Below are 16,017 nucleotides of genomic sequence, written 5' to 3'. Positions count from 1 at the left end.
GGCTGGCAATCAGCCCCGGTTCTAATCCTGGGACGCTCAGGCGCTACTCAGCGCTGTTCCTCCAACCAGCTCAACACCTCTGCATAAATACCGGCAACGGCGCTGGTGATCCCGTTCATGCGCAGGAAGTCATGGGTCAGCCCAGACTGCACCTGCAGGGTGACGGCAGTGCCGCTCGCTTCCAGCAACTGGGCATAGGCCTGGCCTTCGTCATACAGCGGGTCGTACTGGGCCAGGCTGATATAGGCCGGGGCCAGCGCGGTCAGCCCTTCGGCCAGCAGCGGCGAGACCCTCCAGTCGAGGCGCTGTTGGGCGTGCGGGCAATAGTGCTGGTAGAACCATTCCAGCGTGGCGGTTTCCAGCAGGTAATCCTCGGCATATTGTCGGTGGGAATTGCGTTGCCGCGAGGTGTCGGTGACCGGGTAAAACAGCAATTGGGCCCAGGGTTTGAACGCCAATTGTTGCGGCGTCTTCACTGCGGTGATCGCCAAGACCGTCGCCAGCGTCGCCCCGACACTGTCCCCCGCGACGGTTATCCGGCGGCTGTCCAGTTGCAGGTTGCCGGCCTGTTCGGCCAGCCAGTTGGCGGCGTCAAGGGTGTCATTGACGGCGGTGGGGAAGCCCGCTTCTGGCGCCAGGCGGTAGGCGGGTGCGAACACCGCGTATTGGCCACTGGCTGCAAGCCTGCGGCAGATGGAATCGTGGGAGTCCAGGCTGCCCACCACGTAACCGCCACCGTGGATATACACAATCGCGGGCAGTTGCGCCGTGCCCGGTGCGCGGTAGAGGCGGGCGGGCAATACATGGCCATCGCGCGCGGTGACCGTCAGCTCAGTGACCGCCACCGAACCCGGAGGGCTGGGATCGAGAATGGCGGAGGTCTGTTCGAACTCCCGCCGAGCCTGTTCAACACTGAGTGTGTGCATGGGTTGGCTTTTGCCGGTCAGGCGACCCATTTGTGCCAGTTCCAGAAAGCCTTCAAGGTCAGGGTCCAGGGGCATTGCATCTTCCTTGTGAAATGGAGTGAAGCGCCGCCCCTGACCAGCAGGGGCGGCAACGGTTTCAGCTGGCTACGGGTTGCAGCGCCAGGTGCTGCAACAGCCCGTGAAGCAGGGCCGGGTGATTGAGGATGTCGTAGTGGCCGGCCTGGATCTGCTCGTTGCTGCGGGCGCAGGGCAGGTTCGAGGCGGGCTGGCCGGGCGTCGCACTGGCCCACCAGCAATCGGCCTGGGCCCGGGTGGGCGGCAGACCTTGCAGGCGCTGGGACAATGCCTTGAGTTTCATCGCCACCTGGAAGGTGTGGGCCAGTTCCTCGGCACTGATTGCGGCGTACACCGATTGCGCGGCGGCGCCCCCCTGGACCTGCGCGATCAGGTGCTCAAGGACCGCGCTGTCGGTGGTCGCGCTGACCTCAAGGGTCGGCAGGCTTTGCGCCGGCAGACCGAACAGCACCGCCAGGAAACCGCGCAAGTCTTCGCTCCAATCGTCGCTGACGACGTCTTCGCCCGTGGGAATGAAGCTGTCGACCAGGCCCAGGAACGCCACCCGTTGACCCTGGCTTTCCAGCTCCTGGGCCACCAGCACCGCCAGCGTGCCACCCAGCGACCAGCCCATCAGGTGATACGGGCCACTGGCTTGTTGCTGGCGGATGTATTGGCTGTAATCGATGGCCATGGATTCAAGGGATTCATCCTCCCACTGGCGGTCCAGCAACATCCGGCATTGCAGGCCATAGACGCTGCGCTGCCCATCCAGGCGGCGGGCCAGGGGCTCGTAGTCGAACACTGTGCCAAAACCGGCATGCAGGCAGAACAGCGGCGGGCTCTGGGGCGTTTCACTGTTGAGCAACAGCAGCGGGTTCAGGCTCGCGTCATCCTCGGCAAAGCCGGACAGCTCGGCGATGGTCGGCTTGCCGATCATGTCGCGCAGTTTCAATTCGATGCCGATATCCGGTTGGCTGCGCACCTTCGACAGGACCTTGAGAATGCGCAGCGAGTCGCCGCCCAATTCGAAGAAGTTGTCGGTGACGCCCACACTCTCCAGTTCCAGCACGTCCTGCCAGATCGCCGCCAGTTGTGCTTCCAACTGATTGCGTGGCGCTACGAAGGCACGGCCCTTGAAGTCCGGGTCGGGCAGAGCCTGGCGGTCCAGTTTGCCGTTGGGGTTGAGCGGGAAGGCCGAGAGCACGAGGATTTGTGCCGGCACCATGTAGTCAGGCAGTTCGCCCTGCAAGACTGTACGCAGGCGTTCGCCCAGGCTGGTCGAGGCTTCGGCCACCACGTAGCCTATCAGTTGCTTGCCGCCGCCGGTGTCGCGGGCGATGACCACGGCGTCCTGCACTTCGGGACACTCGCGCAAGCGTGATTCGATTTCTCCCAGCTCGATCCGGAAACCGCGGATTTTCACCTGGTTGTCCAGACGGCCGAGGTAGTCGATCACGCCGTCGGGGCGTTGGCGTACCAGGTCGCCGGTGCGATACAGGCGAGTGCCGTCGGCCGCGAACGGGTCGACCACAAAACGCTCGGCGCTCAGGCCGGGGCGCCGGTGGTAGCCACGGGCAACGCCTTCGCCGCCAATGTACAACTCGCCCGCCACGCCGTCGGGCACCGGGTTGAGGTGTTCATCGAGCACATACAGGGTACGTTCACCGATGCGTGTGCCGATCGGTGCGTACACCGCCGCGCAAGTTTGATCGGCACTCACTTTCCACAGCAGCGGGGTGACCACGGTTTCGGTAGGCCCGTATCCGTTGGTCAGGAACTGCGGCTTGAGCACGCGCTTGACCAGCTCGAAGTTGGCCTCGGCCACCGCATCGCCACCAAAGCAGTAGATGCGCACGGGCGGCGGCGCGCCGTTCTGGCTGTCGCCATACTCGGCCAACTGCTGCAGATACGCCGGCGGGAAGCAGGCAATGCTGATGTGGTGGGCGTGCAGGGCCTGCCAGGTTTCTTCCGGGGTCCACAGTTGATTGCCACGTACCACCAGGCACCCGCCGCTTTGCAGGGTAGACAGCCAGCGCTCCTGGGCACCGTCGAAAGCGAACGACATGAACAGCAACTCACGGGTGCTGGCGTCCATCTCGTAACGCTCGGCAATCGCCTGGCAGTGCATGCGGATCTGCCCATGCGCCACGGCCACGCCCTTGGGCTTGCCGGTGGAGCCCGAGGTGTAGATCAGGTAGGCCAGGTTGTCGTCGTGTGCCGTTTGTATCGGGCAAGTCGCCGGCCAGTCCGCCAGTGGCAGGCGATCAAGTTCGATCAGGTTGGCACCACCGAGGTCATCGAAACGCGAGCGCAGCGCGTGCTGGCTGAGCAGCACCCGCATGCCCGAGTCTTCGACGATCCACTGCACGCGGTCTTGCGGGTAATCGATGTCCAGCGGCACGTAGGCGGCGCCGGTTTTCATGACACCATAGAAGGCGACGATGACATCCACCGAGCGTTCGAGCGCGACGCCGACAAACATTTCCGCACCGATACCCTGGGCGATGAGGTAATGCGCCAGGCGGTTGGCGCGGGCGTCCAGCTCGCCATAGCTCAATTCGATTCCGTCGCAGACCACCGCGACCGCGTCGGGACGCTCCTGCGCGTGCTGGCCGATTACCTGGGCCAGGTGGGCGCGCGGCGCCGTGCCGGGGTTCAGCAGGTTACGTTGGCGCAACAAGTGCTGCTCGGTGTCGGCCAGCATCGTGAGGCTGCCGAGATTAGCCTGGCTGTTGTTCAGCAGCTCCAGCAGCAGGGTTTCAAAGCTGCGGCGGATTTGCGCGGTGGCGGCCTCGGTAAAGCGGTTGCGCAGGTACAGGAACTCGATCTTCAGGGTGTCGCCAAGGTTGATTGCCAGGTCCATGGCAAAGTTGGTGACATCGCGGCTGCTGACCTCGCCGAAGCTCAGGTGCTCTTGCCCGGCTTGCTGCAGGCGTTCGTCCACCGGGTAGTTTTCAAACACCAGGATGCTGTCAAACAGCGGCTGACCACCCTGGCCCGACCAACGTTGTACGTCCGCCAGGGACGCATGCTCGTGGTCGCGCACCTCCAGGTTGTAGGCCTGCAAGGCTTGCAGCCATTGGGCGACGGGCATGTGCGGCTGCGGCGTCTGGATGATGGGCAGGGTGTTGATAAACAGCCCGAGCATGTCTTCCGAGCCCGGCAGGCTGGCCGGGCGACCGGCGACGGTGGCGCCGAAGCACACGGTGTCCTGGCCCGTGTAGCGTTGCAACAGCAGCAGCCAGGTGGCCTGGATAAACGTGTTTGGGGTGACGCGCAGGCGTTGGGCCTGTTCACGCAGTCGAGCGGTTTGCACGGCATCCCAATCCAGATACAGCGCCGCATGGCCGTCCAGCTCGGCGCTCGGTTTGGGCGAAAAGCTGTTGGCCAGGGACGAGGTGCCGCTCAAGTCCTGCAGCCTGGTTTTCCAGAAGTGCTCCAGCAGCCCTTGGGACTGCGCTTGCAGCCAGCGGATGTAGTCGCGGTAATGCCCGCGCTTGGCCGGTGCGGCCTGCCCGTTGTAGATCGCGAAGACTTCACCGAGTAAACGTGAGTTGGACCAGCCGTCCATGAGAATGTGGTGGCTGGTCCAGATCAGGTAGTGGGTCTGCGGATCGAGCTGTACCAGGGTCAGGCGCGTCAGGGGTGCACGCAGGAGTTCGAAGCCTCGGGCGCAATCCTGGCTGGCGAGGGCTTGCAGGTCTTGCGCGCTGACCTCGCGCTGCTGCCAGTCGAGAGTTTCGACGGGCATGCTCGCAGCGCGATACACCACTTGCAGCGGCTCGGCCAGTTGGTTGTCGGCCCAGAACCCGGTACGCAGGATTTCATGGCGCTCGAGCACGGCGTTCCAGGCCGCAGTGAATCGCGCGACGTCCAGGCCGTTGACCGAGACGGCCATCTGGTTCACATACAGTGCACTTTCCGGTGCTTCCAGGGTGTGAAACAGCATGCCCTGTTGCATCGCCGACAACGGGTAGAGGTCTTCCACCTGGGACAATGGCACCGGCAGCCGGTCCAATTGCGCCTGGCTGATGCGCGCCAGCGGGAAGTCGGAGGGGGTCACACCCAGGTTCGCGCTGTCGCAGCAATGCTCGATCAGGGCCAGCAGCTCCTGCTTGAGGTCATCGGCCAGTTGGGCAATGGTGGCTTCGTCGAACATCTCGCGGCTGAACTGCCAGCCCAGGGTCAGCTCCTCGCCGTACACCTGGCCATTGAGGCTCAGCCAGTTGCCCAGCGGTGCCCCCAGCGCCTGCTCGCGGCCACTGCCCTCGGCAGCGGGCGCCAGCCACGAGCCCTGGGCTGCATCGAAGCTGGCGTCGAATTGGCCAAGGTAATTAAACGTGATGCGTGGCCTCGGCAGGGCAGCGAGGCTTTCCCGTGCCTGCGGCGTGCCCAGGTAGCGCAGGGCGCCATAGCCCAGGCCTTTGTCGGGGATCGCGCGCAACTGTTCCTTGATCTGTTTGATCGAATCGCCAAGACCCGCCGCCGGTGACAGCTTGACCGGGAACAGGCTGGTGAACCAACCCACCGTACGGGTCAGGTCGATGTCATCGAACAGGTCTTCGCGACCATGGCCTTCCAGCTCGATCAGGCAATGTCCGGCGCCGGTCCAGCGGCTGATGACGCGCGCCAGGGCGGTCAGCAGCAAATCGTTGATCTGCGTGCGGTAGGCCTTGGGTGCCTGCTGCAACAGTTGGCGTGTCTGCCCGGCGTCGAGGTGGGTGTGCAGCGTGTGGCTATGGCGATTGTCCAGGCTGGCGTTCGGGCGCTCGCACGGCAGGTCGACCACGGCGTCGCGCAGTTGCGTCTGCCAGTAGCTGAGTTCGTCCTGATCGCGGTCGGCACGCTGTTGCAAGCGCTCGGCCCAGGCCTTGACCGAGCTGGTACGGGCTGGCAGCTGCAGCGGTTGCCCGCTGCTCAGTTGTTGATAGGCGTTTTGCAGATCTTCGAAAAGAATCCGCCAGGACACGCCATCCACTGCCAGGTGGTGAATCACCAACAACAGGCGTTGAGTGCCATCGGCCAGGTGAATCAACAGGGCGCGAATCAATGGGCCCTGTTGCAGGTCCAGGCTGCCCTGGACTTGATCGCACAGCTGCGACAACTGCTCGGCGGTGGCGTCCACTTGTTGCAGCTGCCAGTCGCCCATTGGCCGGTAATGCGCGCTCCAGTCGGCGGGCTGCTGTTGAAAACTCAAGCGCAGGGCATCGTGGTGCTCGATTACAGCGTACAACGCCCGTTGCAGCGCCTCGGCCACTAGCGGTTGCGCAGGTTTGAGCAGCACCGACTGGTTCCAGTGATGACGCTCAGGGATCGCCGTTGCAAAAAACAGCTGATGAATCGGCAGCAGCGGCAGGGTGCCGGTGGCGGGGCCCTGGTCGATTACTTGGGCCGTCGCGCCGCTACGGGCGACGCTGGCCAGGCCCTGCACGGTCTGGTGCTGGAACAGCTCCTTGGGGGTAAAGGCGATGCCTTGCTGACGAGCGCGGCTGACCACCTGGATGGAGATGATCGAGTCACCGCCCAGCTCGAAGAAGTTGTCGTTCAGGCCGACGCGTTCCAGTTTGAGCACGTCTTGCCAGATGGCTGCGATCTGCTGTTCCAGCGGGCTTTGCGGTGCCACGTAAGCTTTTTGCAACAGGCTCGCATCCGGTTTCGGCAAGGCCTTGCGGTCCAGCTTGCCGTTGGGGCTCAGGGGCAGTTGATCGAGGAAGATCAATTGCGCCGGCACCATGTAGTCGGGCAAGTGTTCGCCCAGGCACTGTTTGATCTCGCTGCGCAGTTCATCGGTGTCGCGGGTTTCGGTCGGTACGGCATAGGCGACCAATTGACCGTCGGCGGCGATCACCACGGCTTCGCGCACGCAGTCCAGTTCCATCAGGCGGGTTTCGATTTCCCCCAGCTCGATACGCAGGCCGCGGATTTTCACCTGGTGGTCGATACGTCCACGGTATTCGATCACGCCATCGGTGCGATAACTGGCCAGGTCGCCAGTACGGTACAGGCGTTGACCATCCCCAAACGGGCTGGTCATGAAGCGCTCGGCGGTCAGGGCCGGGCGGCGGTGGTAACCGCGGGCCAGGCCGGCGCCGCCCAGGTACAGCTCGCCGATCACCCCAGGCGGCACCGGTTGCAGCTCGGCGTCGAGGATGTAGGTGCTGAGGTTGGCAATCGGCTGGCCGATGGGCACGCTGGCCTTGCCTTCTTCGCGGCAGGTCCAGTGGGTCACGTCGATGGCGGCTTCTGTAGGGCCGTAGAGGTTGAACAGCCCGGCATTCGGCAGCTTGGCGAAGACTTGTTGCTGCGCGTCCACGGGCAAGGCTTCGCCACTGCACACAATGCGTTTGAGGCTGGTGCAACGGGCGACATGTTCATCGAGCAAGAATACCTGCAGCATCGACGGCACGAAGTGCAGGGTGCTGACCTGGTAACGCTGGATCAAGCTCACCAGGGCGGCCGGGTCGCGATGGTCGCCCGGGCCGGCTACGGCCAGGCGTGCACCGGTCATCAGCGGCCAGAAGAATTCCCACACCGACACGTCGAAGCTGAACGGGGTCTTTTGCAGCACGGTGTCGGCGTCGGTCAATGCGTACGCCTGTTGCATCCAGCACAACCGGTTGGTCAGGGCCGAGTGCCGGTTGCCGGCGCCTTTCGGTTGGCCGGTGGAGCCGGAGGTATAGATGACATAGGCGAGGTTTTCGCCGTCAACGGCAATCTCAGGGTTGACCTCGGCATAACCGCTGACGTCCAGGCGGTCCAGTGCCAGCACCGGCAGCGCCGCCGGAATCGGCAATTGCGAGAGCAAATGCGCCTGGGTCAACAGCAGGCCAATGCCGCTGTCCTCGATCATGTAGCTCAGACGGTCCTGCGGATATTCCGGGTCCAGCGGCACATAGGCGCCACCGGCCTTGAGCACGGCGAGCAGGGCGATAACCATCTCCAGGCTGCGCTCGGCGGCGATGCCCACCAGCGCATCCGGGCCGACACCGAGCTCGATCAGCTTATGCGCAAGCTGATTGGCGCGGCGGTTGAGCTGGTCGTAGCTCAGCTGTTGCTCACCGAACACCAGCGCCGGTGCCTCGGGCGTGGCGGCCACCTGGGCCTCGATCAACTGCTGTACGCTGTGGTCGAGCGGGTACTGGATATCGGTGTTGTTCCACTCGTCGACGATCTGTTGTTGCTCGCCGCTATCCAGCATCGGCAGGTCTGCAACCCGCTGTTGTGGATCTTCAAGGAGACTGCGCAGCAGCTGTTGCCAATGCCGACCGAGGCGCTCGATGGTGGCGGCGTCGAACAGGTCGGTGGCGTAGGTCAGGCTCGCGCTCAGGCCTTCGGCCGACTCACTGGTGCTGAGGGTCAGGTCAAATTGCGAAGTACTGCCTTCCCAGTCCAACCCCTCGACCTGCAACGCCGAAGGCAGTGATTGGCCATCGGTGCTGCTGCGCTTGTCGGCACTCTGGTGATTGAACATCACCTGGAACAACGGGTTATGGCTGAGGCTGCGCTCCGGTTGCAATGCCTCCACCAGTTGTTCGAACGGCAGGTCCTGATGCGCCTGGGCATCCAGTGCATGTTGCTTGACCTGTTGCAGCAGCTCTTCGACGCGTAATTGCGCGCTGAACTCGGCTTTCATGATCTGCGTGTTGACGAAGAAGCCGATCAGCCCCTCGGTCTCGATGCGGTTGCGGTTGGCGATGGGTACGCCGACGCGGATATCGTGCTGGCCGCTGTAGCGGTGCAACAGAACCTGGAACGAAGCCAGCAACAGCATGAACGGCGTGACACCGAGGCGTGGGGCCATGTGCTGCACTGCGTCGCCCAGCCCAGGCGCCAGGGTGAGTGACAGGTGGGCGCCACGGTAGCTTTGTTCCGCCGGGCGCGGGCGATCCGTCGGTAACTCCAGTACGCTGTTTTCTCCGGCCAACTGGGCGGTCCAGTAGGCCAGTTGGCGCTCACGCTCGCCGGCGTCCATCCATTGGCGTTGCCATACGGCATAGTCGGCATACTGGATCGGCAAGGGTGGCAGCGGGGCAGGTTGCCCAGCCTGGGCCGCGCCGTACAGGGTGATCAGCTCTTCAACCATCAACTGCACTGACCAGCCATCGGAAACGATGTGATGCTGGGTCAGTACCAGTACGTGGTCATCATCCGCCAGGCGCAGCAGCCTGACCCGCAGCAGCGGGCCGCGTTGCAGGTCGAACAGCTGTCGGCTTTCGTGTTCTACAAAAGCTTTGAGCGTGGCGTCGTCCGGCGTGCCGTGCAATGTCTCGACCACGAGGGCCAGCGGGGCCTTTGCGGCGATGACTTGCCGGGGGTGTTCGTTGTCCACTACAAAGGTGGTGCGCAGTGTTTCATGGCGGGCGATGAGTTGGTTGAAGGCTTGCTCCAGCGCCGCGACATCCAGCGCGCCCTTGAGACGCAAGGCGGCCGGCAGGTGGTAGGCGGCGCTGTGCGGGTCCAGTTGCCAGAGGAACCACTGGCGTTCCTGGGCGTAGGACAGGGGCAGCGCCTGATCGCGTGCGATGGGCGCCAGGGGCAGCTCATCCTGACGAGAGCGGCCGTGCAGGCCGGCGACGAAATCCCCAAGCACGCTGCGTTCGAACAGGCTGCGCAGGGCCACGTCAAGGTTCAGGGCCTGGCGCACCCTGGAGATGATCTGGGTCGCCAGCAACGAGTGGCCGCCGAGGGCGAAAAAGTCATCCGTGAGGCCCACCTGTTCAAGGCCGAGCACACTTTGCCAGATCCCGGCGACCTGGATTTCCAACGCCGTTCGCGGCGCCACGTAGTGGTTTTGCTGTTGGCTGACATCCGGTTTTGGCAGGGCCTTGCGGTCCAGCTTGCCGTTGGGGCTCAGGGGCAGCGCGTCGAGGAACATCAGCAAGCCCGGCACCATGTAGTCCGGCAGCACCGCCGCCAAGGCCGCCTTGATCGACTGGCGCAACTCAGCTTCCGGCAACGCGGTGGCGTGAGGCACCACATAACCTACCAACTGCAAGCCACTGGCCGCCGGCTGCGCGAGAACGATGGCGTCTCGCACCTGCTCCTGCTCCAGCAACCGGGCCTCGATTTCCCCCAGTTCGATACGGAAACCGCGGATTTTCACCTGATGGTCGATCCGCCCGACATATTCGATCACACCCGAGGCGTTGTAACGCGCCAGGTCGCCAGTACGGTACAAACGCCCGCCATTCTGGCTGAACGGATCGGGCATGAAGCGTTCGGCGGTCAGGTCCGGGCGGTTGAAGTAACCACGGGCCAACAACTCGCCGCCGATCACCAGTTCACCCACCACGCCGATCGGTGCCGGGGCACCGCTGTCATCCAGCAGGTAGATGCTGCGCCCGGCCAGGACCTTGCCGATGGGCATGGTCAAGGGGGTGGGGCGGGCGCCGGTCACGTAGTCGGTGCAGTCGAGGGCGGTGACCGTCACCGTGGCTTCGGTGGGGCCATAGGTATTGAGCAGCTTGACGTGCCCAAGGCCGGCCTCGGCCCACGCGGCAAGGCCTTCGGGCGGCATGGCTTCACCGCCGGCATGTACCTGCTTGAGGCGCCCATACTCGCGCGGACCGGCCGTGGCGAAATCCTTGGCCAGCAGGTTCCAATAGGCGGTGGTGAGGTCGACCACACTGATCTGGTGCTTGATCAGTTCGCGGTAGAAGGTCTCGGTGTCCCAGATCTCGGTGCCGCGCAGTACCACCGAGGCGCCGCAGATCAGCGCCGGGTACAACTGCTCGACGAAGCCGTCGAAGTTGAAGGTGGAAAACTGCAGGATGCGGTCATCGCCCTTGAGGTTGAAAAAATCCAGCGATACATAGGCATGGCGAGTCAGCGACAGCTGGTTGATGCCCACGCCTTTGGGCCGGCCGGTGGAGCCCGAAGTGAACATCACATACGCCAGGTTCTGGGCATGGGCGCGGTTGCTCAGGTTGCTGGCGTCCAGGTCGACCCAGGCCTGGTCCTGGTCCAGGCACAGGTGGTCGACATAGGCGGGAATCGCCAGGCGTTCACGTAAGTGACTCTGGGTCAGCATCAGCCGGGTGCCGCTGTCTTCGATCATGCACAGCAGGCGGTCCTGGGGGTATTCCGGGTCCAGGGGCACGTAGGCGCCGCCGGCCTTGAGCACCGCCAGCAGGCCGATGATCATGTCCAGGCCGCGCTCCACGGCGATCCCCACCAGCACGTCGGGGCCGACGCCCAGGCGCACCAGATGCCGGGCCAGGCGGTTGGCCCGGGCGTTGAGTTCGGCGTAGCTCAACTGACGGTCTTCGAAGAGCAAGGCCGGTGCTGAAGGTTGCTGCGCCACCTGGGCTTCGAACAGTTGATGAACCCGCTGCTCACTGGGGTAATCGAGAGTGGCGGTGCTCCAGTCATGCAGCATCAGGTGATGTTCTTCGCGGCCCAGCATGTCCAGTTCACCGAGGCGTTGCTGCGAGTCACGCACGATCGCCTGCAACAGGTTCTGCCAATGCGCGGCCAGGCGGCGGATGGTCGAGGCCTCAAACAGATCGATGGCGTAGGTAAGGGTTGCCTGCAGTGTTTCGGTGGACTCGAAGGTGTCCAGCGAGAGGTCGAACTGAGTGCTGGGCAACGAGCCTTCCAGCACTTCCAGGCTCAGGCCGGGTAGCGTGACGCGGGTTTGCGGCTGCACGCTGGCATGGTTGTACATCACCTGGAACAGTGGGCTGTGGCTGAGGCTGCGTTGCGGCTGCAGCGCTTCGACCAATTGCTCGAAGGGCAGGTCCTGGTGAGCCTGGGCCTGCAAGGCATGCTGTTTGACCTGTTGCAGCAACTCGACAAACCGCACCTGGCCGTCGAGCGTTGCGCGCAGTACCTGGGTGTTGACGAAAAATCCGATCAATCCCTCGGTTTCCACGCGGTTGCGGTTGGCAATCGGCACGCCGACACGGATATCGGTTTGCCCGCTGTAGCGATGCAACAGGGTCTGGAACGACGCCAGCAATAGCATGAACAAGGTCACGCCTTGCTCACGTGCCAATTGCTTGAGCGCCTGATTCAGCTCGCGGTCCAGCACCAGTTCCAGTTGCCCACCTCGGTAGCTTTGCTCGGACGGCCGGACGTGGTCGGTAGGCAGTTCCAGCACCGTTTGCTCATCGCCCAGTTGACCGGTCCAGTAGGCCAGTTGGCGCTCGCGTTCCCCAGCGTCCATCCATTGACGTTGCCACACGCCATAGTCAGCGTATTGGATGGGCAGTTCGGGCAGGCTGACGTCCTGTTGCCGGCTGAACCCCGCATACAGGGCGACCAACTCCTGGATCATCACGTTAATCGACCAACCGTCGGAGACGATATGGTGCTGAGTGATGATCAGCACGTGATCGTCAGGTGCCAGTGTCAGCAACTTGACCCGCAGCAGCGGGCCGTGCTGCAAGTCGAACAGCTGCTGGGTTTCGTCTTCGACCCACGCACGGATCGTCTGCGCGTCGGCTTCCGGCCGCGATTCGATACTCATTGCCAGGTGGGCGTGGGGGGCGATGCGCTGCACGGTGCGTTCACCCTCCTGGGAGAACGAGGTGCGCAGGCTCTCATGGCGGGCAATCAGGCCGTCAAAGCTGCGTTGCAGGGCCTGGGTGTTCAGGTGGCCGCGCAGGCGCAGGGCCGCCGGGATGTGGTAGGCCGTGCTGCGGGGATCGAGTTGCCAGAGGAACCACTGGCGTTCCTGGGCATAGGACAGAGGCAGCGGCTGATCGCGCTCAACCCGCACCAATGGCGGCTCATGGCGCGCCGGCACCTGCGCCAGGCTGGCAACGAACGTATGCAGGGTGCTGGACTCGAACAGGTTGCGCAGGGGCACATCGGTGTTCAAGGCATGGCGCACCCGGGAGATCACCTGGGTGGCCAACAGGGAATGACCGCCCAGCGCAAAGAAGTCGTCGTTCAGGCCGACGCGTTCCAGTTTGAGCACGTCTTGCCAGATGGCTGCGATCTGCTGCTCCAGCGGGCTTTGCGGCGCCACATAGGTCTTTTGCAACAGGCTCGCATCCGGTTTCGGCAAGGCCTTGCGGTCCAGCTTGCCGTTGGGGCTCAGGGGCAGTTGATCGAGGAAGATCAATTGCGCCGGCACCATGTAGTCGGGCAAGTGTTCGCCCAGGCGCTGTTTGATCTCGCTGCGCAGTTCATCGGTGTCGCGGGTTTCGGTCGGTACGGCATAGGCGACCAATTGACCGTCGGCGGCGATCACCACGGCTTCGCGCACACAGTCCAGTTCCATCAGGCGGGTTTCGATTTCCCCCAGCTCGATACGCAGGCCGCGGATTTTCACCTGGTGGTCGATACGTCCACGGTATTCGATCACGCCATCGGTGCGATAACTGGCCAGGTCGCCGGTGCGGTACAGGCGTTGGCCGTCGCCAAACGGGCTGGTCATGAAGCGCTCGGCGGTCAGGGCCGGGCGGCGGTGGTAACCGCGGGCCAGGCCGGCGCCGCCCAGGTACAGCTCGCCGATCACCCCAGGCGGCACCGGTTGCAGCTCGGCGTCGAGGATGTAGGTGCTGAGGTTGGCAATCGGCTGGCCGATGGGCACGCTGGCCTTGCCTTCTTCGCGGCAGGTCCAGTGGGTCACGTCGATGGCGGCTTCGGTGGGTCCGTAGAGGTTGAACAGCCCGGCGGTCGGCAGCTTGGCGAAGACCTGTTGCTGCGCGTCCACGGGCAGGGCTTCGCCGCTGCACACAATGCGTTTGAGGCTGGTGCAACGGGCGACGTTTTCATCGAGCAAAAACACCTGCAACATCGATGGCACGAAGTGCAGGGTGCTGACCTGGTAGCGCTGGATCAGGTTTACCAGGGCGGCCGGGTCGCGATGGTCGCCCGGGCCGGCTACGGCCAGGCGTGCACCGGTCATCAGCGGCCAGAAGAATTCCCACACCGACACGTCGAAGCTGAACGGGGTCTTTTGCAGCACGGTGTCGGCGTCGGTCAATGCGTACGCCTGCTGCATCCAGCACAATCGGTTGGTCAGGGCCGAGTGCCGGTTGCCGGCGCCTTTTGGTTGGCCGGTGGAGCCGGAGGTATAGATGACATAGGCGAGGTTTTCGCCGTCAACGGCAATCTCAGGATTGACCTCGGCATAACCGCTGACGTCCAGGCGGTCCAGTGCCAGCACCGGCAGCGCCGCCGGAATCGGCAATTGCGAGAGCAAATGCGCCTGGGTCAACAGCAGGCCAATGCCGCTGTCCTCGATCATGTAGCTCAGACGGTCCTGCGGATATTCCGGGTCCAGCGGCACATAGGCACCACCGGCCTTGAGCACGGCCAGCAGGCCGATCACCATCTCCAGGCTGCGCTCGGCGGCGATGCCCACCAGCGCATCCGGGCCGACGCCGAGTTCGATCAGCTTATGCGCAAGCTGATTGGCGCGGCGGTTGAGCTGGTCGTAGCTCAGCTGTTGCTCACCGAACACCAGCGCTGGTGCCTCGGGCGTGGCGGCCACCTGGGCCTCGATCAGTTGCTGCACGCTGTATTCGAGCGGGTAGGCGGTACGGGTAGTGTTCCACGTGCTGACAATCTGCTGATGTTCGGCGAAATCCAGCATGGCCAGTTCGGCCAAACGCTGTTGTGGCGCCTCAATCAGACTTTGCAGCAAGCGCAGCCAATGCCGGCCCAGGCGCTCAATCGTAGCCGGGCTGAACAGTGCCGTGCTGTACTCGATGTCCGTCGTGATCTGTTGCGGCGCGTAGTCCACGTGCATCGACAGCTCGAATTTGGCTTCATGCTGCGCCACTGGCAGGAACGCCAAGGTCAATTCGCCCAGCGTCAGCGTGTCCGTTTGATCCTGGCTGACACGCCAGTTGAACAGGGTCTGGAACAGCGGGTTGGCCTGGGTGCTGCGTTGCAGTTGCAAGCGCTCGATGAGCAGTTCGATCGGGTAGTCGGCATGTTCCATGGCCGCCCGGGATTGCTGGCGCAGCGCCTGGAGAAAAGCTTCGGCGGTCAGGTCGTCGGTGAGTTGTGCGCGGTAGATCTGACTGCTGACAAAGTACCCCACCAGGTCCTGGGTCTCGCTCTGGTTGCGACCGGCATTCGGTACACCGACCGTGAAGTCCCGCTGGCCGCTGTAGCGGCTGAGCAGCAGTTGCCAGGCGCCAAGCAGCACGATAAACGGCGTCAAGTCGTGTTGGTGGCAGAAGCCCTGCAACTGTTGGCTCAGGTTTGCAGGTAATGACAGGTGCAGATTGCCGGCGCGGTGCTGTTGCTCGGCGCTGCGGGGGTAATCGGCCGGCAGGTCCAGAGTGGGAATCCCTTGTCCCAGGTAGTCGGCCCAATACTCGGCGGCACGCAGTTGTTCGGGCGTGCCGGGGTATTCCTCGCGCTGCCAGCGGGCGTAGTCGGCGTACTGAATGGAAGGTCGCGCCAACGGCGTGGTATGGCCCTGGCAGGCGCGCCGGTAAGCCTGGGTGAGGTCTTGCATCAGGATCGGATTGGACCAGGCGTCCGAGACGATGTGGTGCATGTTCAGCAGCAGGATGTAGTCATCGTGATCGAGCGTGATCAAAGTGGCGCGAATCAGCGGGGCCAGGCCCAAGTCAAACGGCGTGCCGGCCTCGGCCGCAATACGCTGGGCGACGGCAGCGGCCCGGGCGTCGGGCGCGAGACCCGACAGGTCGTCTTCGTGCAGATGGATCCGGGCTTGCGGGTCAAATACTTGCCGAGGTTGGTCGTCCAGGGTCTGGAACGCAGTTTTCAGCACATCGTGTCGGGCGATAACCTGCTGCAGGGCCGTGTCCAGCGCTGCGGTGTTCAAGGCGCCGCGCAGGCGCAGCGCGTTGGGCAGGTTGTAGGCGCTGCTGCCGGGCGACAGCTGCTGCAGGAACCACAGGCGTTGCTGGGCGAAAGACAGAGGCGTGGGGCTGCGATGGGGTTGAGCCTTGATGGAATGCTCTGAGCCGGCGTCGTCGGCCATCAACAGGGCCAGCAAGTCGTCGTCGGGGAGTTGATTCAGTGGGTTCATGTTGGGTCTCGTCGCCATCGGCTGCGTAAATATGCGTTGTCAGAAAGACGAAGCGTGGCCGACGAGATT

General features: G+C 63.8%; 2 protein-coding genes. Both read right to left on the bottom strand.

From position 1 onward, the window contains the following. Nucleotides 1-47 precede the first annotated feature (47 nt). Nucleotides 48-1,001, bottom strand: coding sequence for an alpha/beta hydrolase (locus NMB39_RS16960; protein WP_057022616.1), 954 nt, complete (start codon nucleotides 999-1,001; stop codon nucleotides 48-50). Nucleotides 1,002-1,062: 61 nt separating this feature from the next. After that, nucleotides 1,063-15,948, bottom strand: coding sequence for a non-ribosomal peptide synthase/polyketide synthase (locus NMB39_RS16955; RefSeq protein ID WP_494340393.1), 14,886 nt, complete (start codon nucleotides 15,946-15,948; stop codon nucleotides 1,063-1,065). Nucleotides 15,949-16,017 lie beyond the last annotated feature (69 nt).

This window comes from Pseudomonas sp. FBCC-B545, assembly GCF_059134095.1.
The sequence above is the reverse complement of the archived record's forward strand: the minus strand, read 5'-3'. Positions and strand labels throughout refer to the sequence as shown.